The organism is Pseudomonas fragi (assembly GCF_002269505.1).
GTDB classification, from domain to species: Bacteria; Pseudomonadota; Gammaproteobacteria; order Pseudomonadales; family Pseudomonadaceae; genus Aquipseudomonas; species Aquipseudomonas fragi_D.
On sequence record NZ_NQKQ01000017.1, the window covers coordinates 33,022 to 56,117 of the forward strand.

Genomic DNA, 23,096 nt, shown 5'->3' on the forward strand with positions numbered 1-23,096 from the left:
AACTGACCACCTGCGGGCTTGAAAAAGCCCGCAGTTGCCTTCATCTTGTGTTGCAAGCCTATCGGATTTGGATCGATCGAATGACTGACACCCGCAACGGCGAGGACAACGGCAAATTGCTCTATTGCTCCTTCTGTGGCAAAAGCCAGCATGAAGTGCGCAAATTGATTGCCGGCCCCTCGGTCTTTATCTGCGACGAATGCGTTGACCTGTGCAATGACATCATCCGTGAGGAGGTGCAGGAAGCCCAGGCCGAGAGCAGCGCGCATAAATTACCATCGCCAAAAGAAATCAGCGGCATCCTTGATCAATACGTCATTGGTCAGGAACGTGCCAAAAAGGTTTTGGCTGTAGCGGTGTACAACCACTACAAGCGCCTCAACCAGCGTGACAAGAAAAACGACGACGTCGAACTCGGCAAGAGCAACATCCTGCTGATCGGCCCGACCGGCTCGGGTAAGACCCTGCTGGCAGAAACCCTGGCTCGCCTGTTGAATGTGCCTTTCACCATCGCTGACGCAACCACGCTGACTGAAGCCGGTTATGTGGGCGAAGATGTTGAAAACATCATTCAGAAGCTGCTGCAGAAATGCGATTACGACGTAGAAAAAGCCCAGATGGGCATTGTCTACATCGATGAAATCGACAAGATTTCGCGCAAGTCTGACAACCCTTCGATTACCCGTGATGTTTCCGGTGAAGGTGTGCAGCAGGCATTGCTCAAGCTGATCGAAGGTACCGTGGCTTCCGTACCGCCTCAAGGCGGCCGCAAGCACCCGCAGCAGGAGTTCTTGCAGGTTGATACCCGCAACATCCTGTTTATCTGTGGTGGTGCGTTCTCGGGCCTGGAAAAGGTTGTACAGGCGCGTTCGACTCGCGGCGGCATCGGCTTCAGTGCCGAAGTGCGCAGCAAGGAAGAGGGTAAGAAGGTTGGCGAATCCCTGCGTGAAGTCGAACCTGACGATCTGGTCAAGTTTGGCCTGATCCCGGAATTCGTGGGTCGTCTGCCTGTACTTGCGACGCTGGACGAGCTGGACGAAGCTGCCTTGATGCAGATCCTCACCGAGCCGAAGAACGCCTTGACCAAGCAATACGGCAAGCTGTTCGAGATGGAAGGTGTTGATCTGGAGTTCCGTGCCGATGCCCTGAAGGCTGTGGCCAAGCGTGCTCTGGAACGTAAAACTGGCGCCCGTGGCCTGCGTTCGATTCTTGAAGGCGTGCTGCTCGACACAATGTACGAAATCCCCTCGCAGTCCGAGGTGAGTAAAGTTGTGATCGATGAAAGCGTTATAGAAGGCAAGTCCAAGCCGTTGTTGATTTATGAAAACAGCGAAGCGACTGCCAAGGTTGCACCTGACGCGTAAATGCAGTGCCGGGCATTGCACATTGCGTGTTAAAGAAGGGGCCTTCGGGCCCCTTTGTTTTTCCTGTCGTTCAACGCTTGTTTTTTTTCAAGACTGCCCCCATCTTGGCTTCAAGCTTACATCCATCTGATTACGGCCTTATGGCCGCCGTAGAGGCGAAATCATGAAGACAACCATCGAATTGCCTCTCCTGCCGTTGCGTGATGTTGTTGTGTATCCGCACATGGTGATCCCACTGTTCGTGGGACGCGAGAAGTCGATCGAGGCCCTTGAGGCTGCGATGACGGGCGACAAGCAAATTCTGCTGTTGGCTCAAAAGAATCCGGCTGACGACGATCCTGGCGAAGAAGCCCTGTATCGCGTCGGTACCATTGCAACTGTCCTGCAACTGCTTAAACTCCCGGACGGCACGGTCAAAGTGCTGGTTGAGGGAGAGCAGCGCGGTGCGGTTGAGCATTTTGGCCAGGCAGATGGATATCTGAGCGCCGAAGTCTCCCTGATTGACGAAGTGGCTGCCCCGGACCGTGAGTCCGAGGTCTTTGTGCGCAGCCTGCTTTCGCAGTTCGAGCAATACGTACAACTGGGCAAAAAAGTCCCGGCCGAGGTTCTGTCTTCGCTTAACAGCATTGATGAGCCAAGCCGTCTGGTCGATACGATGGCCGCGCACATGGCGCTGAAAATCGAGCAGAAGCAGGAAATCCTCGAAATCATCGATTTGCAGGCCCGTGTCGAGCACGTTCTGGCTCTGCTGGATGCCGAGATCGACTTGCTGCAAGTTGAAAAGCGCATCCGTGGCCGCGTCAAAAAGCAAATGGAGCGCAGCCAGCGCGAGTACTACCTGAATGAGCAGATGAAGGCCATTCAGAAAGAGCTGGGTGATGGTGACGAAGGTCACAATGAAATCGAAGAGCTGAAAAAGCGCATCGATGCTGCCGGCTTGCCCAAAGATGCAATGGCCAAGGCCCAGGCCGAGCTGAACAAGCTTAAGCAAATGTCGCCAATGTCCGCAGAAGCCACGGTGGTGCGTTCCTATATCGACTGGCTGGTGCAGGTGCCGTGGAAGGCTCAGAGCAAGGTGCGCCTCGATCTTAAGCGCGCTGAAGACATTCTGGACGCAGATCACTACGGTCTGGACGAAGTCAAAGAACGGATTCTCGAATATCTCGCCGTGCAAAAGCGCGTGAAGAAAATTCGTGGCCCGGTTCTATGCCTGGTTGGCCCTCCGGGCGTCGGTAAAACCTCGCTCGCCGAGTCTATTGCCCACGCAACAAACCGTAAGTTCGTGCGCATGGCCCTGGGTGGTGTGCGTGATGAAGCGGAAATTCGTGGTCATCGCCGTACTTATATCGGTTCGATGCCAGGAAGATTGATTCAAAAGATGACCAAGGTTGGTGTGCGCAACCCGTTGTTCCTGCTCGATGAAATCGACAAAATGGGCAGCGACATGCGTGGCGATCCGGCTTCGGCATTGCTTGAAGTGCTCGATCCCGAGCAGAACCACAATTTCAATGACCATTACCTCGAGGTCGACTACGACCTGTCAGATGTGATGTTCCTGTGTACCTCCAACTCGATGAATATCCCGCCGGCGTTGCTGGACCGGATGGAAGTCATTCGTCTGCCTGGCTACACCGAAGACGAAAAAATCAATATCGCTGTCAAATACCTGGCTCCCAAGCAAATCGAAGCCAATGGCTTGAAGAAGGGCGAACTGGCGTTTGATAACGAAGCTATCCGCGACATTATCCGCTACTACACTCGCGAAGCCGGCGTGCGGGGCCTTGAGCGCCAGATTGCGAAGATCTGCCGTAAGACGGTCAAGGAGCATGTGCTGGAAAAACGGTTTGCGGTCACCGTAACGCCGGAGCTGCTTGAGCACTTTTTGGGTGTAAGAAAATTCAGCTATGGTTTGGCTGAAGTTCAGGATCAGATCGGTCAGGTGACTGGTCTGGCCTGGACCCAGGTGGGTGGCGAATTGTTGACCATCGAAGCGGCTGTTGTTCCTGGCAAAGGCCAGCTGATCAAGACCGGTTCGCTGGGCGACGTGATGGGAGAGTCGATCACCGCTGCTTTGACGGTGGTGCGCAGTCGTGCAAAAAGTCTGGGTATCCCGTTGGATTTCCACGAAAAACGCGATATTCACATTCATATGCCGGAAGGCGCTACACCTAAGGATGGCCCTAGTGCCGGTGTGGGAATGTGTACTGCTCTGGTCTCGGCATTGACCCTGATTCCGGTACGCGCCGATGTTGCCATGACCGGTGAAATTACCCTTCGTGGCCAGGTGTTGGCGATTGGTGGCTTGAAGGAAAAATTACTTGCCGCTCACCGTGGTGGCATCAAAACTGTAATTATCCCTGAAGAAAACGTCCGTGATCTGAAAGAGATTCCTGACAACATCAAACAGGATCTTCAGATTAAACCGGTTAAATGGATTGACGAAGTCCTGCAAATTGCGCTGCAATACGCCCCGGAGCCCTTGCCGGATGTGGCTCCCGAGATTGTTGCCAAGGACGACAAGCGAGAGTCTGACTCTAAGGAAAGAATTAGCACGCATTAATACGGATTCGCCTGACGGGCTTTCTTGACGCTTTTTAGAGCCCTTGTTATAAAGCGGCTCTATAAGTGTCCGTAAGTGCTTCAGCAGTCGTTTTGCTTTAACTAAAAAACTTTAGAAACATACTCAGACAGATATAAGGGGACTTAGAGTGAACAAGTCGGAACTGATTGATGCTATCGCTGCATCTGCTGATATCCCGAAAGCTGCAGCTGGCCGTGCGCTGGACGCAGTAATCGAATCCGTCACTGGCGCTCTTAAGGCTGGCGACTCTGTGGTGCTGGTTGGTTTTGGTACTTTTTCTGTGACCGATCGTCCTGCTCGCACAGGTCGTAACCCGCAGACCGGCGAAGCACTGGAAATCGCAGCTGCCAAAAAACCAGGCTTCAAAGCCGGTAAAGCACTGAAAGAAGCGGTTAACTAAGTTTCTGCAACACCTTTTACCCAACCGGGTCAGGCGCACGCCAGGCTTGGCAGCGGAGCGGTAGTGCAGTCGGTGGCAACACCGATGTGTCACGCCGGGGGTCGCGGGTTCGAGCCCGGTCCGCTCCGCCAGTTACGAGAAGGCGCATCCTCGGATGCGCCTTTCTTCTATCCGGACTCTACCCACGCTCCACGGTTGCTCATTATGCAAGACCGTTTCTGGGGGAAGCATGCTGCAAAATATCAGGGACAATTCACAAGGCTGGATTGCCAAGACCATCATCGGAGTCATCGTCGCGTTAATGGCGTTGACCGGTTTCGATGCTATTTTTCAAGCCACCTCTACCAGCCAGGATGCCGCCAAGGTTAACGGTGAAGAAATCACCCAGGTTGAATTGAGCCAGGCCGTCGACATGCAACGCCGTCAGTTGCTGCAGCAGTTGGGCAAGGATTTTGACTCGTCGTTGCTGGATGAAAAAATGCTGCGTGAAGCGGCCCTCAAAGGGTTGATCGATCGCAAGCTGTTGCTGCAAGGCGCCAAAGACGCGAAGTTTTCGTTCTCTGAGGCCGCTTTGGATCAGGTCATTCTGCTGACCCCTGAGTTTCAGGAAGACGGCAAGTTCAGCCCTGAGCGTTTCGACCAGGTGATCCGTCAACTGGGTTACGGCCGCCTGCAATTCCGTAACATGCTGGGCGAGGAAATGCTGATTGGTCAGCTGCGTGCCGGTCTGGCGGGCAGTGGTTTCGTGACTGATGAGCAGGTGAATGCATTTGCCCGTCTGGAAAAACAAACCCGTGATTTCGCTTCGCTGAACATCAAGGCCGATCCGGCTGCGGTGAAACTGACCGATGACGAAGTCAAGGCTTACTACGACGAGCACGCCAAGGAGTTCATGACTCCTGATCAGGTCGTGATCGACTATATCGAGTTGAAGAAGTCTTCTTTCTTTGACCAGGTAGCGGTGAAGGACGACGAGCTGCAAGCCTTGTATCAAAAGGAAATCGCGAATCTGGCCGAGCAGCGCCGGGCTGCGCATATCCTGATTGAAGTCAACGACAAGGTCAGCGATGACCAGGCCAAAGCCAAGATCGCCGAGATCCAGCAGCGTCTGGCCAAGGGTGAAAGCTTCGAGGCCCTGGCCAAGGAGTTTTCCCAGGATCCAGGTTCGGCTGCCAATGGCGGTGACCTGGGCTTTGCAGGCCCGGGTGTTTACGACCCTGTGTTCGAAACAGCTGTTTACGCGTTGAAGCAGGATCAGGTTTCGGAGCCGGTGCGTACCAGCTTCGGTTATCACCTGATCAAGCTGCTGGGCGTTGAAGCACCGCAAGTGCCGAGCTTTGCCAGCCTGAAAGACAAGCTGACCCATGACCTGAAAACCCAGCAGGTTGAACGCCTGTTTGTCGATGCAACCAAGCAATTGGAAGACTCGGCGTTTGAAGCGTCAGATCTGGCTCAGCCGGCTCAAGAGCTTAAGCTGACCGTACATACCTCTGCGCCGTTTGGCCGTGAGGGCGGTGAAGGTGTTGCTGCCAACCGTGCCGTGATCCAGGCTGCATTCAGCACCGAAGTGATGGATGAGGGCGCGAACAGTACTGCGCTGGAGCTGGACCCTGAGACCGTAGTGGTATTGCGCGTCAAGGAGCACCGCAAGCCTGAGCAGTTGCCGCTGGAAGCTGTGGCCTCAAGCATTCGTGCGCAACTGGTCAAGGAGCACGCCAGTGCTGCGGCCAAAACGCGTGCTGAACAAATCATCAAGGAACTGCGCGATGGCAAACTGCCGTTGAACCAGCCAGTTGATGGTCAGTCGTGGAAGGTTCAGGAAGCGGTTGCCCGTGGTCAGGAAGGTATTGATCCTGCCGTGCTGCAAGCGGTATTCCGCATGCCTAAACCTGCAGCCAAGGACAAGCCGACTTTCGGCAGCGTCACCCTGGCTGATGGCACTGTGGTTGTGCTGCGTCTGAATGGCGTCAACGATGCAGTAGCGCCGACTGAAGAAGAGAAAGCGTCGTATCGCCGCTTCCTCGCTTCGCGTGTTGGTCAGCAAGACTTTGCTGCCTACCGCAAGCAGTTGGAAAACGAAGCCAAGGTTGAGCGCTACTAAGCGTTCTGCCTGCTTCATTAAAAAAGGCCGCTCATTGAGCGGCCTTTTTTTTCGCCTGTTTTTTTGTGGGAGCGGGCTTGCTCGCGATGGTATCAACGCAGTGTGCCTGACACACCGCGCCGCCTGCATCGCGGGCAAGCCCTCTCCCACAGGTCATCTTCCACAGATTGTCACGACACAAAAAAACGCCCGGTGCAATCACTGCACCGGGCGTTTTGTGTAGCGGCTACAGCGAAGGAGTTACTCTTCGAGGCTGCCCATGGCGGTGGTGTTGAAGCCGCCGTCTACGTACATGATTTCGCCGCTGATGCCCGATGCCAGGTCCGAGCACAGGAACGCGCCGGCATTGCCGACTTCGTCGATGGTCACGTTGCGACGCAGTGGGGTTTGCGCTTCGTTGGCCGCCAGCATTTTGCGGAAGTTCTTGATGCCCGACGCTGCCAGGGTACGGATCGGGCCAGCCGATACGCAGTTAACGCGAGTACCCTCAGGGCCCAGGCTGCCTGCCAGGTAACGTACACCGGCTTCCAGGCTGGCCTTGGCCATGCCCATCACGTTGTAGTTAGGCATGGTGCGCTCTGCGCCCAGGTAGGACAGGGTCAGCAGGCTGCCGTTGCGGCCTTTCATCATCGGGCGGCCGGCTTTGGCCAGGGCCACGAAGCTGTAGGCGCTGATGTCGTGAGCGATGCGGAAGCCTTCACGGGTGGTAGCGTCGGTGAAGTCGCCATCCAGTTGGTCGCCAGGGGCGAAGCCTACGGAGTGAACGATGCAGTCCAGGCCGTCCCACTTCTTGCTCAGGTCTTCGAAAACCTTGGCGATTTCTTCATCGCTGGCCACGTCGCAAGGGAAGCACAGCTCAGGGTTCGAGCCCCAGCCTGCGGCGAATTCTTCAACACGACCTTTCAGCTTTTCGTTCTGATAAGTGAAAGCCAGCTCGGCGCCTTCACGGTGCATGGCGGCAGCAATGCCAGAAGCGATGGACAATTTGCTAGCGACACCAACGATCAGTACGCGCTTACCGGTGAGAAAACCCATGTGTTGTTCCTCTATCAGGTTAATCGACAGCCACTGGTGCCAAAAAGGCGGCTTCCAGCAGCTGTTGTGTATATGGATGTTGCGGTGAGGCAAAGATACTTTGCGCATCACCCTGTTCGACCACTTGGCCATGCTTGACCACCATCAACTGGTGGCTCAGCGCTTTGACGACAGCCAGGTCATGGCTGATAAACAAATACGTCAGGTTGTGCCTGGTTTGCAGTGAGCGCAGCAGCTCAACCACCTGGCGTTGCACTGTGCGGTCCAACGCCGAGGTTGGCTCGTCCAGCAAAATCAACTCCGGTTTCAAGACCAGGGCTCGGGCAATGGCGATTCGTTGCCGTTGTCCGCCTGAAAACTCGTGAGGGTAACGGTGCCGGGTTTCCGGATCCAGACCTACTTCTCGCAAGGCTTCAATAATTGCAATTTCCTGCTCTGCATCGGTACCCATGCGGTGAATACGCAAGCCTTCACCGACAATCTCGCTGACGCTCATGCGCGGGCTGAGACTGCCGAAGGGGTCCTGGAACACCACCTGCATTTCCCGGCGCAGCGGCCGTACTTCTTTCTGCGACAAGCAGTCTAGCCGTTTGCCTTCAAAACTGATCGAACCCTTGCTGGCAATCAAACGTAAAATCGCCAGCCCCAGGGTCGACTTGCCCGATCCGCTTTCACCCACAATGCCCAAGGTCTGGCCCTGGGGCAGGCTGAAGTTGATGCCGTCGACCGCTTTAACGTAATCAACGGTCTTGCGCAACAGCCCTTTCTTGATCGGGAACCATACTTTCAGGTCCTCGACCTGCAGCAATGGCGGACCGGCAACGGTGTTGGCCGGGCCTCCGCTGGGCTCTGCACTGAGCAGTTCCCGGGTGTAAGGATGTTGCGGCGAACGGAACAGTTGCTCGCACGATGCTTGTTCGACGATTAAACCGCGCTGCATGACACATACGCGATGCGCAATTCTTCGCACAAGGTTCAAATCGTGACTGATCAGTAACAGCGACATGCCCAGGCGGGCCTGCAGGTCCTTGAGCAAGTCGAGGATTTTAAGCTGTACCGTGACGTCCAGTGCCGTGGTCGGTTCATCGGCAATCAGCAACTCGGGCTCGTTGGCCAGGGCCATGGCGATCATCACACGCTGTCTCTGGCCGCCTGAGAGCTCGTGTGGCAGCGCTTTGAGGCGTTTGTGAGGTTCGGGTATGCCTACCAGTTCCAGAAGCTCCAGGGTGCGCAGGGTGGCGGCCTTGCCGGTGAGCCCCTTGTGAATGCCGAGCACCTCATTGATTTGTTTTTCAATGCTGTGCAGCGGATTGAGCGAGGTCATCGGCTCTTGAAAAATCATTGCGATGCGATTGCCGCGGATGTGTCGCAGTTTTTTTTCGTCCGCGCTCAGTAAATCATGCCCGCCATAGCTGATCGTACCGGTAGGGTGGCGCGCAAGCGGGTAGGGCAACAGCCTGAGGATCGAGTGCGCAGTCACCGATTTGCCCGAACCGCTTTCGCCAACCAGGGCCAGGGTTTCGCCACGCCTGATATCAAAACTGATTCCTTGCACTACTCGCTGCGGGGTTTCCCCCGCGACAAACTCCACGCTGAGGTCGCGCACTTCGATCAGATTGTCCTGCGTCATGTTATTTCCTCGGGTCGAAGGCATCGCGGGCGGACTCACCGATAAACACCAGCAGGCTGAGCATAATGGCCAGTACCGCGAAGGCACTGATCCCCAGCCAGGGTGCCTGCAGGTTGGATTTGCCCTGGGCCACCAGTTCACCCAGGGAGGGCGCGCCAGGTGGCAGGCCGAAGCCCAGGAAGTCCAGTGCAGTGAGGGTGCCAATGGCGCCAGTGAGGATAAATGGCATGAAGGTCATGGTGGACACCATCGCGTTGGGCAGAATGTGACGGTACATAATGGCCATGTCCTGCATGCCAAGGGCGCGGGCGGCACGCACATATTCCAGATTACGCCCACGCAGGAATTCGGCGCGTACTACGTCTACCAGGCTCATCCACGAGAACAGCAGCATGATCCCCAGCAGCCACCAGAAGTTGGGCTGCACAAAACTGGCGAGGATGATCAACAGGTACAGCACCGGCAAGCCTGACCAGATTTCCAGAAAGCGCTGACCGGCAAGGTCGACCCAGCCACCATAAAAGCCCTGCAGGGCCCCGGCGATCACGCCGATGATGGAGCTCAGTACCGTCAGGGTCAGGGCGAACAGCACCGATATGCGAAAGCCATAAATCACCCGGGCCAGCACATCGCGGCCCTGGTCATCGGTGCCCAGCCAGTTCTCGGCGGAGGGCGGAGCAGGGGCCGGGACTTTCAGGTCGTAGTTGATGCTCTGATAGCTGTAGGGGATGGGCGGCCACAGCACCCAGGCATCTTTCTTGGCCAGCAGTTCACGGATATACGGGCTTTTGTAGTTGGCTTCGAGGGGGAACTCGCCACCGAAGTCGGTCTCGGGATAGCGCTTGAGTGCCGGGAAATACCACTCCCCGTCGTAATTGATCACCAGCGGCTTGTCGTTGGCAATGAACTCGGCGTTGAGGCTGAGCCCGAACAGCACCAGAAAGATCCACAGCGACCACCAGCCACGCTTATTGGCTTTGAATCTGGCAAAACGGCGTCGATTGAGGGGGGATAATTTCATCTCAATGCTCCCTGCTTTCAAAGTCGATGCGCGGATCAACCAGGGTGTATGAGAGGTCGCCGATCAGCTTCACCACCAGCCCGACCAGCGTGAAAATAAACAGGGTGCCAAATACCACGGGGTAGTCGCGGTTGATCGCCGCCTCAAAACTCATCAGGCCCAGGCCGTCGAGGGAAAAAATCACTTCGACCAGCAGCGAGCCGGTAAAGAAAATCCCGATAAAGGCCGAAGGGAAACCGGCAATCACCAGCAGCATGGCGTTGCGGAACACGTGGCCATAGAGCACGCGATGGTTGGTCAGGCCCTTGGCTTTGGCAGTAACGACGTACTGTTTGTTGATTTCATCCAGAAAGCTGTTTTTGGTCAGCAAGGTCATGGTGGCAAAGTTGCCGATCACCAGCGCCGTGACGGGTAATGCCAGATGCCAGAAATAATCGAGAATCTTGCCGCCCAGGCTCAGCTCGTCGAAGTTGTTGGAGGTCAGGCCGCGCAACGGGAACCAGTCGAAATAACTGCCCCCGGCAAACAGCACGATCAGCAGGATGGCAAACAGGAAGGCCGGGATCGCATAGCCGACGATGATCAGTGAGCTGGTCCAGACGTCGAAGTGGCTTCCGTGGCGCGTGGCCTTGGCGATCCCCAGCGGGATCGACACCAGGTACATGATCAGGGTGCTCCACAAACCCAGGGAGATGGAGACCGGCATCTTCTCCTTGATCAGGTCGATGACCTTGGCATCGCGGAAGAAACTCTCGCCGAAGTCCAGTTGTGCGTAGTTCTTGATCATGATCCACAAACGTTCCGGCGCCGACTTGTCGAAGCCGTACATCTTTTCGATTTCCTTGACCAGCTCCGGGTCGAGCCCCTGTGCGCCGCGATAGTTGGAGCCGGCCACCGAGACTTCCGAACCGCCGCCCGCGATGCGGCTGGTCGCGCCGTCAAAACCCTCGAGCTTGGCAATCATCTGCTCGACAGGGCCACCGGGGGCGGCCTGGATGATGATGAAGTTAATCAGCAGTATCCCGAAAAGCGTCGGAATGATCAGCAGCAGTCGCCTGAAAATATAAGCCAGCATTTAAGGCTCCTGGCTCGCGCTTGCAGGTTTACTGGAGGGCGCAGGTTGGACGTCAGGTTTGGCCCACCAGGTGGTGGTGCCAATATCGTATTTGGGCGTGACTTCGGGGTGGCCAATATGGTTCGAGTAAGCCACGCGCCATGTTTTGATATGCCAGTTGGGAATCACATAAAAGCCCCACTGCAGCACGCGGTCCAGTGCCCGGGCATGATTGATCAGGCTTTGCCGGGACTCTGCGTTGATCAGGCCCTCGGTCAACTGGTCGATGGCCGGGTCCTTGAGGCCGATAAAGTTGCGGCTGCCGGGTTTGTCGATGCTCTGCGACTCCCAGTATTCGCGCTGTTCGCTGCCCGGTGAGTTAGATTGCGGGAAACTGCCGACAATCATGTCGTAATCCCGTGAGCGCAGGCGGTTGAGATACTGGGAGGTGTCGACCCGGCGAATCTGCAAGTCGATGCCCAGATCGCTGAGGTTGCGCTTGTACGGCAGCAGGATGCGTTCGAACTCCGTTTGTGCCAGCAAAAATTCGATTTTCACCGGCTTGCCCTGGGCGTCGACCATCTTGTCATCGACGATGCGCCAGCCGGCGTCTTGCAGCAGTTGATAGGCGCGGCGCTGTTGCTCGCGAATCATGCCGCTGGCATCGGTAACGCTGGGCTTGAACACGTCCGTAAACACCTGCTCGGGAATCTGCCCGCGCAAGGGTTCCAGAATGGCCAGCTCGGCTTCGCTTGGAGGCGCCTTGGCGGCCATTTCCGAGTTCTCGAAGTAGCTGCCGGTACGCGCATAGGCGCCGTTGAACAGTTGCTTGTTGGCCCATTCAAAGTCGAACAGCAGGCTCAGCGCCTCGCGAACGCGCACATCCTGGAACATTGGCCTGCGCAGGTTGAAGACAAACCCCTGCATGCCTGTCGGGTTGTGGTTACGGATTTCTTCCTTTTTCAGGCGGCCCTGGGTAAATGCCGGGGCGTTGTAGGCTCCCGCCCAGTTTTTCGCGCTGATCTCCAGCCAGTAATCAAACTGACCGGCCTTGAGAGCTTCGAAGGCAACGCTGTTGTCGCGAAAGTAATCGACGGTGATGGCGTCGAAGTTGTACAGGCCCTTGTTGATGGGCAGGTCCTTGCCCCAGTAGTCCTTGTTGCGCTCGTAACGGATCGAGCGGCCGGGCTTGATTTCGGCGATGGTGTAGGGGCCGCTGCCAGGCGGGATTTCCAGGTTGCCCTTGTTGAAGTCGCGGGTTTCCCACCAGTGCTTGGGCAATACCGGGAGCTGGCCAAGGATCAGCGGCAACTCACGGTTTTTGTTGTGCTTGAAGGTGAATTTGACCTGCAGCGGGTTTTCCGCGATGGCCTGGTCGACATCACTGTAATAGCCCTTGTACAGCGGTGAGCCGCTCTTCATCAGGGTGTCGAAGCTGAATACGACATCATCGGCACGAATCGGCTGGCCATCGCTGAACTTTGCTTCTGGGCGCAGGTAATAGCGCACCCAGCTGTTGTCCGGGGCCTTTTCGATTTTCTCGGCGATCAACCCGTAGGACGTGAACGGTTCATCCAGGGTTGAACGGGCCAGGGTGTCGTAAGTCAGTTCGATATCGTCGGCCGGCACGCCTTTGTTGATAAAGGGATTGAGGCTGTCGAAGCTGCCCAGTGCGGACTTGCGAAATGTGCCGCCCTTGGGCGCATCCGGATTGACGTATTCCACATGTTTGAAGTTGGCCGGGTATTTCGGTGGCTCGTCGTAGAGGGTCAGGGCATGTTGGGGAGCGGCCAGCGCTGCGCAGGCAAAACCGGCCAATAGCATGCTGCAAAGGGGCTTTAGCAAGGTATGCAAGGGCATCATTGTGTTTTCTCCGTAGGCTTAAGCCACCACGCGCTAAGGCCCAGTGTGTAGGGCGGCGTAGTCACAAAGGCGAACCGGTTGCGGTACGCCAGGCGGTGATAGTTCAGATACCAGTTAGGAATGATGTAGTGCTGCCACAGCAGAACACGGTCCAGGGCCCGTCCAGCAGACAATTGCTCGTCGCGGGTCTGGGCGGCCAGCAAGCGTTCCAGCAACTGATCCACGACAGGGTTGGCCACACCTGCATAATTCTTGCTGCCCTTGACGTTGGCCTGGCTGGAGTGGAAGTACTGCCACTGCTCAAGACCGGGGCTCAGGGTCTGGTCGAGGGTCATCAGAATCATGTCGAAGTCGAATTGATCCAGGCGCTGTTTGTATTGCGCGCGATCCACGGTGCGCAGCCGGGCGTCGATACCGATACTGGCCAGGTTTTCCACGTAGGGTTGCAGGATGCGCTCAAGGTTGGGGTTTACCAGCAATATTTCGAACCGTAGCGGTTTGCCTTCACTGTTGAGCAGCCGTTGGCCGGATAGTTTCCAGCCGCCTTTACTGAGCAGCTCCAGCGCCTGGCGCATGGTTTCGCGGGGGATCCCGCGCCCGTCGGTTTGCGGCAGGGCAAAGGCCTGGCTGAACAGTTCGGGGGCAAGCTGGCTGCGCCAGGGTGAAAGCATCAGCCATTCATGCCCTTGGGGAATGCCGCTGGCCGAAAACTCACTGTTGGGGTAATAGCTCATGGCTCGCTGGTACGCGCCGTTGAACAGTGTGCGGTTAGTCCATTCAAAGTCGAACATCAGGCCCAGGGCTTCACGCACGTTGTCTTGGGCGAAGGTAGGGCGGCGGCTGTTCATGAACAGCCCCTGGGTTTGTGTCGGGATCTGGTGGGTAATTTCGGCTTTGATTACATCGCCCCGACGCACCGCTGGAAAGTTATAGCCGTTGGCCCAGTTCTTGGCCTGGTGCTCGATGTAAATGTCGAACTCGCGGGCTTTGAAGGCCTCGAACGCCACATCGCTGTCGCGGTAGAACTCCACCTCGACCCGCTCGAAATTGTATTTGCCGCGGTTGACCGGCAGGTTGGCGCCCCACCAGTTTTTGACGTGCTCGAATACCAACTGGCGCCCGGGGGTGACCTTGGTGATGCGATAAGGCCCGCTACCCAGCGGTGGCTCAAAGGTGGTGGCTTTGAAATCGCGTTTTGCCCAGTAATGCTGGGGCAGCACGGGCAACTCGCCCAGGCGCAGAATCAGCAAGGGGTTGCCTGCGCGCTTGAATACGAAGCGAATCCGCTTGGGCCCCAGGATATCGACCCGCTGGACTTCCTGAAGATTGGTACGGTATTGCGGATGGCCTTCTTTAAGCAGCAGGTTGTAGGAGAATGCCACGTCGTAGGCCGTTATCGGGGCACCGTCGTGAAAACGGGCTTCGGGGCGCAGGTTAAAAACCACCCAGCTGCGGTCTTCGTTGTACTCCACCGACTGGGCGATCAAGCCATAACTGGAGGTGGGCTCATCGCCGGAAGGGGCGTACTGGCCCGTGCCTGCCATCAGCGTTTCGTTGAGTTCATTGACCCCGTATTGCAGGAAGTTGGGGGTCGAGACCGGGCTGGTGCCCTTGAAAGTGTAGGGGTTGAGCGTGTCGAAGGTGCCGAACGCCATAACCTTCAATGTGCCGCCTTTGGGCGCGTCAGGGTTTACCCAGTCGAAATGGGTAAAGGTAGCGGGGTACTTGAGTGTGCCGAACTGCGCATAACCGTGGCTTTCGCTCAGGGTTGCGCTGGCGGGGAAGCTCAAGGCCAGGCTGATAAATAGCGTAAGGAGGGAACGCGTCAAGTCAGAGATCCGATCCAGGCATTGGGCTTTAGGTTTCCTTACAGTAACAGCTTGTATCTGTAGGAAAAAGACCACTCAGGAAAGCACTGCGGGCAAGCTTCGCCCTACTTTTTTGTAGGAATCAGCTTGCCCGCACGGGTATCTGTGGTGTGCTTATCGCGGCTTGGAAACGGTCAGCATTTGCCCCGGTTTGAGGGCTTTGGCGCTGTTGGGATTCCAGCGCTTGAGATGTTGCATCTCAACGTTGAAACGCTTGGCAACGATATACAGCGAATCGCCTTTTTGCACCTTGTATTGCGTAGGTTTGCGGCCTGATGGCTTGCGCGTGTCCTGCATGACCAGGATCTGTCCGGCCTTGAGGTTGTTGCCGCTGAGCTTGTTCCAGTGCTGCAGGTCTTTGACATCGACCTTGTTGGCCTTGGCAATCAGGGTCAGGTTGTCGCCGCTCTTGACCCGGTACTTGCGGTTCAGGCGGGCTGGGGATGTGCTTGCTACCTTGTCAAACACCGGTTTGTTGGGGCGCAGGCTGACCAGTTGATCGGAGCTGAGATTGGACAGGCTGGCGGTCAACAGTTGGGCTTTGGCCGTGGGCACCAGCAGGTGCTGCGGGCCATCGGTGGTGGCGCGCTGTTTATAGGCGGGGTTGAGCTGGAACATCTCGTCTTCGTCGATCTCGGCCAGGGCTGCCACGCGGGACAGGTCCATGGACTGTTTGATCTCGACCATTTCGAAGTAGGGTTCGTTGGCGATCGGGTTGAGGTTGATGCCGTAGGCTTCAGGAGCCAGAACCACTTGCGACAGGGCCAGCAGTTTTGGCACGTAGTCTTTGGTTTCCTGAGGCAGCGGCAGGTTCCAGTAGTCGGTTGGCAAACCTAGCTTTTCATTGCGCTCGATGGCCCGGCTGACCGTGCCTTCGCCGGCGTTGTAAGCCGCCAGGGCCAGCAGCCAGTCACCGTTGAACATGTCATGCAGACGGTTCAGGTAGTTCAGGGCTGCGAGGGTCGAGGCCGTGATATCACGACGACCGTCATAGGCCCGGGTTTGGCGCAGGTTGAAGTAACGGCCGGTCGAGGGAATGAACTGCCAGAGCCCGACCGCATTGGCGTGGGAGTACGCCATTGGGTTGTAGGCGCTTTCGATGGCTGGCAGCAAGGCCAGTTCCAGCGGCATGTTGCGTTCTTCGAGGCGCTCCACGATGTAGTGGATATAAAGGCTGCCGCGCTCACCCGCGTTTTCGAGAAACGACGGGTTGCTGGCAAACCACAGGCGCTGCTGTTCAATTCGGGGGTTGACGTTCTGGCCGTCCTGCAATTTGAAGCCCTGGCGCATGCGCTCCCATACATCTTGTGGGGGCAGGGGGCTGGGCTTCTGGCTGAGCCAGAGTGGATCCTGAGGAACACGTTTGGCGATTTTAAGGCTGGCCCGTTCGGTGGTTTGCGCCGAATGATCCATGGACTGGCAGCCCGCGAGAGTGGCGGACACGACCACCGCGATGGCTTTAACCAAGCGCGTCAATGCGTCTGAATTGATGGAGTTACCTTTAAATGACGACATTGTTTTGAAAAAAGTTCAGGAAAAAATGTCGGGGGATTCTAGAAAGCAGGGGGGACGCGGTCAACTGTTGAGAATTTTTGTGCTGACCGCGCCCGCTTTTAAAACTGGTCTTTCCAGCTGCGCAGGCTGGCAAAGACCGCACTGGGCGAGTCGTTGTTGAGGGAATTCCACTCGTCAGCTTTTTCTTTAACAGATGTTTCATTGACTCGCAGAAAGGGATTTGTGCGTAATTCGAGTGCTATAGATGATGGCAAGCTGATACGGCCTGCAGCGCGCCATTGCGTCACTTGCGCGACTCGTGCGGCTATATCCGGGTTGTTCGGTTCCACTGCCTGGGCGAAGCGCAGGTTGCTCAAGGTGTATTCGTGGGTGCAGTACACGCCTGTGTGGCCGGGCAGTGCCGCCAGGCGGCCGAGGGAGTGGTGCATTTGCTCGGGTGTGCCCTCGAACAGTCGCCCACAGCCTGCGGCGAACAGGGTATCGCCGCAAAACAGCAATGGCGCCACCGGGTCCAGGTGATAGTAGGCGATATGCCCAAGTGTATGGCCGGGTACCAGCAGTATCTGGAACTCTAGGCCCAGCACGCTGATGCGCTCGCCATCGTTGAGTGCCACTTGTCGGGCCGGTATGGTCTCAAGTGCCGGGCCCCAAACCTTCGCGTTAGTGTGTGCGTGAAGTTGTGCAACGCCGTCCACATGATCGAAGTGATGATGGGTGATCAGAATGTCGCTGAGCACCCAGCCCGGGTGCTGCTCCAGCCACGCCAGAACCGGCGCGGCATCACCCGGATCGACCACGGCGCAGCGCATTTGGGTAGTGTCCTGTAACAACCAGATGTAGTTGTCATTGAAGGCGGGCAGGGCGTCGATCTGTAACATGGTGCAATTCCCAAGTGCGAAACAATGGCGCATCTTAGGGTCTGTTGACGTTTAATTGCGAGCCGCGTCATCAGGGCTTGCGACAGGTAGATGGCGAGTTGGAGGAGCAATGACCGATAAAGCATTGGCTCAGGCAGACCCTGAGTGGCTGGCGCTGATCAGCTCGGCGCGGGAATGGCTGTCCGGCCCCCACGGGCAACTGTTGCTCGAAGATGAGCAGCGGGTACTCGAGGATGAGCTGGGACGCTTTTTCGGCGGCTATCTGGTGCATTACGGCCCCGCTGCCGATCCTGCCCCGCAGGCTGCGCAAGTGCGCCGCAGCGTGCGTCTTGGCGCACCTTTGCCGGGTGTGGAAATCTTCTGTGAAGAACAGGCCTGGCCGTTGTGCGAGCATGCGGCCGATGTGGTGGTGTTGCAGCATGGCCTGGATTTTTGCCTTTCACCTCACGGTCTTTTGCGCGAAGCGGCCAGGAGCGTGCGCCCCGGCGGGCACTTGCTGATTGTCGGTATCAACCCCTGGAGCAGTTGGGGATTGCGCCATGTTTTCGCCAAGGATGCACTGCGCAAGGCGCGTTGCATTTCACCTTCACGGGTTGCCGACTGGTTGAACCTGCTGGGCTTTGCGCTGGAGAAACGCCGCTTCGGGTGCTATCGTCCGCCGCTTGCGTCCAAGGCGTGGCAAAGCCGTTTATCAGGCTGGGAACGCAAGGCCGGTAGCTGGCAATTGGCCGGTGGCGGCTTCTATGTCCTGGTTGCGCGCAAAATGGTGGTGGGCTTGCGCCCTGTCAACCCAATGCGCCGCGAACCGATGGGCAAGCTGGTTCCCTTGCAGATGGCCAAGGTCAATCGGCGCCACACAGACTCTTAATTTTTATGTTGGGCCGGGTGCGCCCGGCTCAGGTGCTGGCCATTGCTGATGGTCGGGCCATAAGCAGCCTTTTCTGGATAGTTTGCAATGATCGATAGCGTTGAGATGTTCACCGATGGTGCCTGCAAGGGCAATCCTGGCCCGGGCGGCTGGGGTGCCTTGCTGGTCTGCCAGGGTGTAGAAAAGGAACTCTGGGGTGGCGAAGCCAATACCACCAACAACCGTATGGAGCTGATGGCCGCCATTCGCGGGCTCGAAGAACTCAAGCGGCCCTGCGAAGTGTTGCTGGTGACCGACTCCCAGTATGTGATGAAAGGCATCACTGAATGGATGGTCAACTGGAAAAAACGCGGCTGGAAAACCGCCTCCAAGGAGCCGGTGAAAAATGCCGATCTGTGGATGCTGCTCGATGAGCAGGTCAATCGTCACACCGTGAAATGGCAGTGGGTACGCGGCCACATTGGCCACCCTGGCAACGAACGCGCCGACCAGTTGGCCAATCGCGGGGTCGATCAGGTGCGGGGAATCAAGCATGCGTAGTGTTGTACTCGATACCGAAACCACCGGTATGCCGGTCACCGATGGCCACCGGGTGATCGAGATCGGTTGCGTCGAGTTGATGGGCCGTCGTCTGACTGGCCGCCATTTCCATGTGTACCTGCAGCCCGACCGTGAAAGTGATGAGGGCGCCATTGGCGTCCACGGCATTACCAACGAGTTTCTGGTGGGCAAGCCGCGCTTTGCTGAAGTTGCTGATGAATTTTTCGAATTTATCAAGGGCGCGCAGCTGATCATCCATAACGCTGCGTTTGACGTGGGTTTCCTCAACAACGAATTCGCCCTGATCGGCCAGACCGATCGTGCTGACCTGACCCGCCACTGCACCATCCTCGATACCCTGGCCATGGCACGGGCCCGTCACCCGGGCCAGCGCAACAGCCTCGACGCCCTGTGCAAACGCTATGGTGTCGACAACTCGGGCCGTGAGCTGCACGGCGCCTTGCTCGACTCCGAGATCCTGGCCGACGTTTACCTGACCATGACCGGCGGCCAGACCAGCCTGTCGTTGGCTGGCAATGCTTCTGACGGTAATGGCTCGGGCGAGGGATCGGGCAACCAGGCCAGCGAAATTCGCCGTCTGTCGGCGGACCGTCAGCCAGGCCGGATTATTCGTGCAAGTGAAAGTGACTTGGCCGAGCATGCGGCCCGACTTGAAGCCATTGCCAAATCGGCAGGCGGCCCGTCGCTTTGGGCTCAACTCCTCGACGCGAAAGGGCAGACGCTGCAATAACCTGGCGCCGACCTTGTTGCCGCTGCCGCTTATTGTCAGCGTCGACGACAGGAAAGAAGGATTTTTCATGCATCTGGTTATCAACCCCAAAGACCCTCACGTCTCGGTACGCCTGGCCGATGAGGGTTTCGCGCCGTATGTATGGTGCAACGATTTCAGCTTTGAAGTGGGCGCCTATGCCCGTGCCGATCGCCATAAAAAGGTCGAGCACTGGCCGCTGGACCTGATTACCCCCTACCGCAAATGCTACGGCATCGACCCCGACGAGTTCGCCAGCTATCGCGGTGGCAAGGACAGCGACATTTTCATGGCCTATCTGGATAACCAGCCCGTCGGACATGTGGTCGTCAGTACCAACTGGAACGGTTTCGCCCACGTCGACGAACTGGCCGTTATTGCCGGCGCCCGTCGCCACGGTGTGGCCAGGTCATTGCTGGAGGTAGTCAAGTTCTGGAGCCGCAAGAAGAATCTGCCCGGGATCATGCTGGAGACCCAGAACAACAACCTTGGTGCCTGCCGCCTGTATGAACGGTGCGGATATCAGGTGGGGGGTATCGATGATTTGCGCTATCGCGGTATTGACCCGCAGACCCGCGAAGTGGCGATTTTCTGGTATCTGATATTCGAGAATAGAGCCCTGTAGTCGCTGCCGAAGGCTGCGAAGGAGGGCGTAGCCCTCCGTTTTCCCAAAGCGCCCCCAATTTCCTTCGCACCCTTCGGCAGCGGCTACAGGGTGTGCTTTAAAGCACCACCAGGCCCTGATCCGCGATTAACGCCTCTGCCTTTGTCCGCACAATTTCAATCAGCGCAGCCAGCGCCAGGCCGGGCTGCGTGCCCTTGCGTGTTAGCGCATAGAGCGTCACCGGGATCGCCGGAGAGACCGGGCACACGTCCAGCCCGCTGGCCCTGGCCCCTACGGCCGTGAACGGGTCGACCAGCGCCAGCCCCTCGCCAGCTTCGACCATGCTGCGCATCATCCGGTAACTCTGCACCTGAATGTGCACCACCGGCGCCGGGCGCAAGGCCTGCAGCTTGCTGTCGAGGCTGCGGCTCAACCCGTCGTGCTCTTGCAGACCAATCATTGCCTGGCCGGCCAGTTCTTGCAGGGCGATGTATTTATGCTTGGGCGATAGCCAGCCGTGAGGCGCCAGAAACTGCACTTTGCCCTGCACCAGCGGCAGGCAGTCGAGCCCGGTCTGTTCCGATGGCTGCAAGCTGAAGCCGATATCGCACTCATCCATCAACAGGCGCCGCACGATTTCAGCGCAGGGGTGGCTGCCAAGTACGGTAGGAGTGTCGGGAAAACGACGTCTCAGAGCGCCGATGCAAGAAGGCAGCAGAGGTTGGGCCAGGGTTTCGCTGCAGGCTACGCGTAAGGCCGGTTCCTGATGCTGGCGCAACTCGTTGCCAAGCTGGCGCAGAGGCTCAAGTGCCTGGTACAGCTGATTGATCAGGGGTTGCAGCACAAGGGTGTCGCGGGTGGCTTGCAGCCGCCCGCGAACACTTGAAAACAGCATAAAGCCCAATTGCTGCTCGGCTTCCTGCAGCGTTGCGCTGAGGGTGGCCGTGGGCAATTGCAGCAACTCGGCAGCATGGCCGAGGTTGCCGGTTTGCAAGATGGCTTGAATCACTTCGATGTGGCGTAGACGCATGCTTGTGTCCGACAGATGAGGTTTCAGCGTTGCGAAGCCTTATCCGGGTCTGATCCTTGGACTGGCGCGTAAGGCCGTGGAGCAGGTCAGGCAGCGACAACCGGAGAGGGGTCACGAACCAGTATGACGCCCGATTGCACCAGTTCGAAGTTATTGTCATCGGTCTTTTTAACGCGATCGCCAATGGCCAGTTTGTAGGTTTTTACGAGGTCGCCTGTTGCATTTGATTCTTCAAACTCATGCACGGAATAGACGCGACCTTCCGCATCCCTTGCATGAAATTGCCCAACGAGAACTGCAGCCATTTGTAGAGAACCTCTGGAGATAAACACCCAATTTGCGGTTCTGTAGACCGTTGTTCAGCAGGGGAAGTTTAACAATGTGAAAAAAATAGTCCCCCTACTTTACAGGCTTGCAGGCCGATAGGGTGAACTGGGGTGCAAGAAAGGCGTCCGATCATCTATAACTACTCTTCCTACAGCTTCTGACTCGGGGTTTTCCATGAGCAAGGTCTACAGCGTTGCAGTGTTGGTTGGCAGTTTGAGGAAGGACTCCCTCAATCGAAAAGTGGCCCTGGCTCTGGCAGAACTGGCTCCGCCAAGCCTGAAACTGTTTATTGTCGAAATCGGTGAGCTGGCGCTTTATAACGAAGATATTGATGGTGCGTCTCCGCCTGCGGCCTACACGGTTTTTCGCGATCAGATCCGCCCGGCCGATGCCATCCTGTTTGTGACCCCCGAGTACAACCGCTCGGTGCCAGGGGTGTTGAAAAACGCCATTGATGTCGGTTCGCGACCTTATGGCCAGAGTGTGTTCAGTGGCAAACCCGGTGCGGTGATCAGCGTTTCGCCAGGGGCCATTGGTGGCTTTGGAGCCAATCATCATTTGCGCCAGTCGCTGGTGTTCCTCAATGTGCCGTGCATGCAGCAGCCCGAGGCTTATCTGGGCGGGGCGGGGGATGCATTTGATGCGTCCGGCAAGCTGTCAGAAAAAGTCCGACCGTTTTTGCAGAAATTTATCGACGAGTTTGCCGGGTGGGTAGAGCGGTAGGATTCCCGCAAGCCGCAAGCCGCAAGCCGCAAGCGAGAAGCTTGCGGCTTGAAGTTATCAGCTGCTTTGCGGCATCTCGCCCTTGGCCAGGCGCTGGTTGATGTCGGCAATCACCTCAGGCAGGTCGCTGATGGTGTCAATCAGGTAGTGCGGGCGCGAGCCGGCAAACAGGGCGTGAATGCGGCTGCGCTCACTGGCCAGGATTGCCGGGTCCAGAGCCTTGTATTGCTCCCAGGTCAGGCCCAGTGCGTTGCCCGAACACACCAGCGCCACGGTCCACATGCCGGCGCGGCGACCTTCAAGAATGCCAGGCACGGTATCGTCGATCTTCACGCAGGCGCCTACATCGTCAATACCCAGTGCAATCACGTTGGCCAGTGCCTGAGCTGGCCATGGGCGACCGTTTGGCACTTCATCGGTGGCCACCACGTGGTCGGCAACATAGCCATTGGTAGCGGCCAGCTCAACCACTTTGGCCATCACTTGCGCCGGGTAACCCGAGCATGAACCGATTTTGATGCCTTGCTCGCGCAGTTGGGCGATGGTGTCCAGTGCGCCGGGGATCAGGGCAGAGTGCTCGGCGATCTTTTCGATCTGCAGCGGCATGAAACGCTGATAAATCGCGGTCACGTCATCGTCAGTCGGGGCGCGACCGAACACCTTTTTATAGCGCTCGGTGATCTGCGGCTGGTCACACAGGGTACGGATATGGTCCCACTTGCCCATGCCCATCGGCCCGCGAGCCTCTTCGATAGAGACCTGCACGTCAAATTCTGCAAAGGCTTCGACAAAAATCTGGGTCGGGGCGAATGAGCCGAAATCGACCACGGTGCCGGCCCAGTCGAGAATGGCGGCTTGCAGCTTGCTTGGGTTGGTGTAGTTCATGTCAGTGAATCCTGTAAGAGCGGGCGGTGCCGCGCGAAAT

At 57.3% G+C, this 23,096-nt stretch carries 20 protein-coding genes; 9 read left to right on the top strand and 11 right to left on the bottom strand.

Translation table 11 applies throughout. From position 1 onward, the window contains the following. Positions 1 to 80 precede the first annotated feature (80 nt). The 4 genes from clpX (at position 81) to CJU81_RS15540 (ending at position 6,446) form a co-directional block, all read left to right on the top strand. On the top strand, positions 81 to 1,364 hold the full coding sequence (clpX, locus tag CJU81_RS15520) for an ATP-dependent Clp protease ATP-binding subunit ClpX (RefSeq protein ID WP_095029581.1): 1,284 nt from the start codon (positions 81 to 83) through the stop codon (positions 1,362 to 1,364). A gap of 163 nt (positions 1,365 to 1,527) precedes the next feature. Then, the gene (gene lon / locus CJU81_RS15525) at positions 1,528 to 3,924 is read left to right on the top strand and encodes an endopeptidase La (protein ID WP_095037348.1); all 2,397 of its coding nucleotides are present in this window, start codon (positions 1,528 to 1,530) and stop codon (positions 3,922 to 3,924) included. 148 nt (positions 3,925 to 4,072) lie between these two features. Then, positions 4,073 to 4,345 carry an HU family DNA-binding protein gene (locus tag CJU81_RS15530; protein WP_095037349.1) on the top strand — a complete coding sequence of 91 codons (273 nt, stop codon included), beginning with the start codon at positions 4,073 to 4,075 and terminating at the stop codon, positions 4,343 to 4,345. A gap of 229 nt (positions 4,346 to 4,574) precedes the next feature. Then, positions 4,575 to 6,446 carry a SurA N-terminal domain-containing protein gene (locus CJU81_RS15540; protein WP_095029579.1) on the top strand — a complete coding sequence of 624 codons (1,872 nt, stop codon included), beginning with the start codon at positions 4,575 to 4,577 and terminating at the stop codon, positions 6,444 to 6,446. 240 nt (positions 6,447 to 6,686) lie between these two features. Here CJU81_RS15540 and fabI read toward each other — a convergent pair whose 3' ends face one another. The 8 genes from fabI to gloB form a co-directional block, all read right to left on the bottom strand. Next, positions 6,687 to 7,481, bottom strand: a complete 795-nt coding sequence (gene fabI / locus CJU81_RS15545) for an enoyl-ACP reductase FabI (RefSeq protein WP_016782317.1) — start codon at positions 7,479 to 7,481, stop codon at positions 6,687 to 6,689. A 19-nt stretch (positions 7,482 to 7,500) separates the two neighbouring features. Continuing rightward, positions 7,501 to 9,111, bottom strand: coding sequence for an ABC transporter ATP-binding protein (locus CJU81_RS15550; protein ID WP_095037350.1), 1,611 nt, complete (start codon positions 9,109 to 9,111; stop codon positions 7,501 to 7,503). A gap of 1 nt (position 9,112) precedes the next feature. After that, the gene (locus CJU81_RS15555; RefSeq protein WP_016782319.1) at positions 9,113 to 10,132 is read right to left on the bottom strand and encodes an ABC transporter permease; all 1,020 of its coding nucleotides are present in this window, start codon (positions 10,130 to 10,132) and stop codon (positions 9,113 to 9,115) included. A 1-nt stretch (position 10,133) separates the two neighbouring features. Beyond that, on the bottom strand, positions 10,134 to 11,207 hold the full coding sequence (locus CJU81_RS15560) for a microcin C ABC transporter permease YejB (RefSeq protein ID WP_095037351.1): 1,074 nt from the start codon (positions 11,205 to 11,207) through the stop codon (positions 10,134 to 10,136). Then, positions 11,208 to 13,049, bottom strand: a complete 1,842-nt coding sequence (locus CJU81_RS15565) for an extracellular solute-binding protein (protein ID WP_095037352.1) — start codon at positions 13,047 to 13,049, stop codon at positions 11,208 to 11,210. Further along, complete coding sequence (locus CJU81_RS15570; RefSeq protein ID WP_095029575.1) at positions 13,046 to 14,878, bottom strand: extracellular solute-binding protein; 1,833 nt, start codon at positions 14,876 to 14,878, stop codon at positions 13,046 to 13,048. Before CJU81_RS15570 ends, CJU81_RS15565 begins: the two co-directional genes overlap by 4 nt. Positions 14,879 to 15,031: 153 nt before the next feature. Beyond that, positions 15,032 to 16,432 (bottom strand): lytic transglycosylase domain-containing protein, encoded by a 1,401-nt coding sequence (locus CJU81_RS15575; protein ID WP_095037353.1) that lies wholly within the window; start codon positions 16,430 to 16,432, stop codon positions 15,032 to 15,034. A 98-nt stretch (positions 16,433 to 16,530) separates the two neighbouring features. Then, a complete protein-coding gene (gloB, locus tag CJU81_RS15580; RefSeq protein ID WP_095037354.1) occupies positions 16,531 to 17,310 on the bottom strand; it encodes a hydroxyacylglutathione hydrolase in 780 nt (259 codons plus the stop codon). A gap of 109 nt (positions 17,311 to 17,419) precedes the next feature. On the opposite strand from gloB, the gene CJU81_RS15585 reads away from it, so the two are divergent. The 4 genes from CJU81_RS15585 (at position 17,420) to CJU81_RS15600 (ending at position 20,112) form a co-directional block, all read left to right on the top strand. Next, positions 17,420 to 18,178, top strand: coding sequence for a class I SAM-dependent methyltransferase (locus CJU81_RS15585; RefSeq protein WP_095037355.1), 759 nt, complete (start codon positions 17,420 to 17,422; stop codon positions 18,176 to 18,178). A gap of 87 nt (positions 18,179 to 18,265) precedes the next feature. Further along, entirely contained in the window at positions 18,266 to 18,718 is a 453-nt protein-coding gene (rnhA, locus tag CJU81_RS15590; protein ID WP_095037356.1) for a ribonuclease HI, read from the top strand. Next, entirely contained in the window at positions 18,711 to 19,469 is a 759-nt protein-coding gene (gene dnaQ / locus CJU81_RS15595) for a DNA polymerase III subunit epsilon (protein WP_095037357.1), read from the top strand. Before rnhA ends, dnaQ begins: the two co-directional genes overlap by 8 nt. 67 nt (positions 19,470 to 19,536) lie before the next feature. Then, positions 19,537 to 20,112, top strand: a complete 576-nt coding sequence (locus tag CJU81_RS15600; RefSeq protein WP_095037358.1) for a GNAT family N-acetyltransferase — start codon at positions 19,537 to 19,539, stop codon at positions 20,110 to 20,112. A 97-nt stretch (positions 20,113 to 20,209) separates the two neighbouring features. Here CJU81_RS15600 and CJU81_RS15605 read toward each other — a convergent pair whose 3' ends face one another. Continuing rightward, positions 20,210 to 21,121 (bottom strand): LysR family transcriptional regulator, encoded by a 912-nt coding sequence (locus CJU81_RS15605; RefSeq protein ID WP_095037359.1) that lies wholly within the window; start codon positions 21,119 to 21,121, stop codon positions 20,210 to 20,212. 86 nt (positions 21,122 to 21,207) lie between these two features. Continuing rightward, entirely contained in the window at positions 21,208 to 21,426 is a 219-nt protein-coding gene (locus tag CJU81_RS15610; protein WP_095037360.1) for a hypothetical protein, read from the bottom strand. Between the two features lie 196 nt (positions 21,427 to 21,622). Here CJU81_RS15610 and CJU81_RS15615 point away from each other — a divergent pair, with 196 nt between their 5' ends. Further along, positions 21,623 to 22,171, top strand: coding sequence for an NADPH-dependent FMN reductase (locus CJU81_RS15615; RefSeq protein WP_095037361.1), 549 nt, complete (start codon positions 21,623 to 21,625; stop codon positions 22,169 to 22,171). A 57-nt stretch (positions 22,172 to 22,228) separates the two neighbouring features. On the opposite strand, the gene phnX is transcribed toward CJU81_RS15615, so the two are convergent. Further along, positions 22,229 to 23,056, bottom strand: a complete 828-nt coding sequence (gene phnX, locus CJU81_RS15620) for a phosphonoacetaldehyde hydrolase (RefSeq protein WP_095037362.1) — start codon at positions 23,054 to 23,056, stop codon at positions 22,229 to 22,231. Between the last annotated feature and the right edge of the window lie 40 nt (positions 23,057 to 23,096).

Bases quoted from the DNA above. Each gene is read 5' to 3' on its own strand.
- CJU81_RS15540 (WP_095029579.1), top strand. From the start codon at position 4,575: ATGCTGCAAAATATCAGGGACAATTCACAAGGCTGGATTGCCAAGACC.
- CJU81_RS15615 (WP_095037361.1), top strand. From the start codon at position 21,623: ATGAGCAAGGTCTACAGCGTTGCAGTGTTGGTTGGCAGTTTGAGGAAG.
- clpX (WP_095029581.1), top strand. From the start codon at position 81: ATGACTGACACCCGCAACGGCGAGGACAACGGCAAATTGCTCTATTGC.
- CJU81_RS15560 (WP_095037351.1), bottom strand. From the start codon at position 11,207: ATGCTGGCTTATATTTTCAGGCGACTGCTGCTGATCATTCCGACGCTT.
- CJU81_RS15600 (WP_095037358.1), top strand. From the start codon at position 19,537: ATGCATCTGGTTATCAACCCCAAAGACCCTCACGTCTCGGTACGCCTG.
- phnX (WP_095037362.1), bottom strand. From the start codon at position 23,056: ATGAACTACACCAACCCAAGCAAGCTGCAAGCCGCCATTCTCGACTGG.
- lon (WP_095037348.1), top strand. From the start codon at position 1,528: ATGAAGACAACCATCGAATTGCCTCTCCTGCCGTTGCGTGATGTTGTT.
- rnhA (WP_095037356.1), top strand. From the start codon at position 18,266: ATGATCGATAGCGTTGAGATGTTCACCGATGGTGCCTGCAAGGGCAAT.
- fabI (WP_016782317.1), bottom strand. From the start codon at position 7,481: ATGGGTTTTCTCACCGGTAAGCGCGTACTGATCGTTGGTGTCGCTAGC.
- CJU81_RS15605 (WP_095037359.1), bottom strand. From the start codon at position 21,121: ATGCGTCTACGCCACATCGAAGTGATTCAAGCCATCTTGCAAACCGGC.
- CJU81_RS15575 (WP_095037353.1), bottom strand. From the start codon at position 16,432: ATGTCGTCATTTAAAGGTAACTCCATCAATTCAGACGCATTGACGCGC.
- CJU81_RS15585 (WP_095037355.1), top strand. From the start codon at position 17,420: ATGACCGATAAAGCATTGGCTCAGGCAGACCCTGAGTGGCTGGCGCTG.
- CJU81_RS15610 (WP_095037360.1), bottom strand. From the start codon at position 21,426: ATGGCTGCAGTTCTCGTTGGGCAATTTCATGCAAGGGATGCGGAAGGT.
- gloB (WP_095037354.1), bottom strand. From the start codon at position 17,310: ATGTTACAGATCGACGCCCTGCCCGCCTTCAATGACAACTACATCTGG.
- CJU81_RS15555 (WP_016782319.1), bottom strand. From the start codon at position 10,132: ATGAAATTATCCCCCCTCAATCGACGCCGTTTTGCCAGATTCAAAGCC.
- dnaQ (WP_095037357.1), top strand. From the start codon at position 18,711: ATGCGTAGTGTTGTACTCGATACCGAAACCACCGGTATGCCGGTCACC.
- CJU81_RS15550 (WP_095037350.1), bottom strand. From the start codon at position 9,111: ATGACGCAGGACAATCTGATCGAAGTGCGCGACCTCAGCGTGGAGTTT.
- CJU81_RS15565 (WP_095037352.1), bottom strand. From the start codon at position 13,049: ATGATGCCCTTGCATACCTTGCTAAAGCCCCTTTGCAGCATGCTATTG.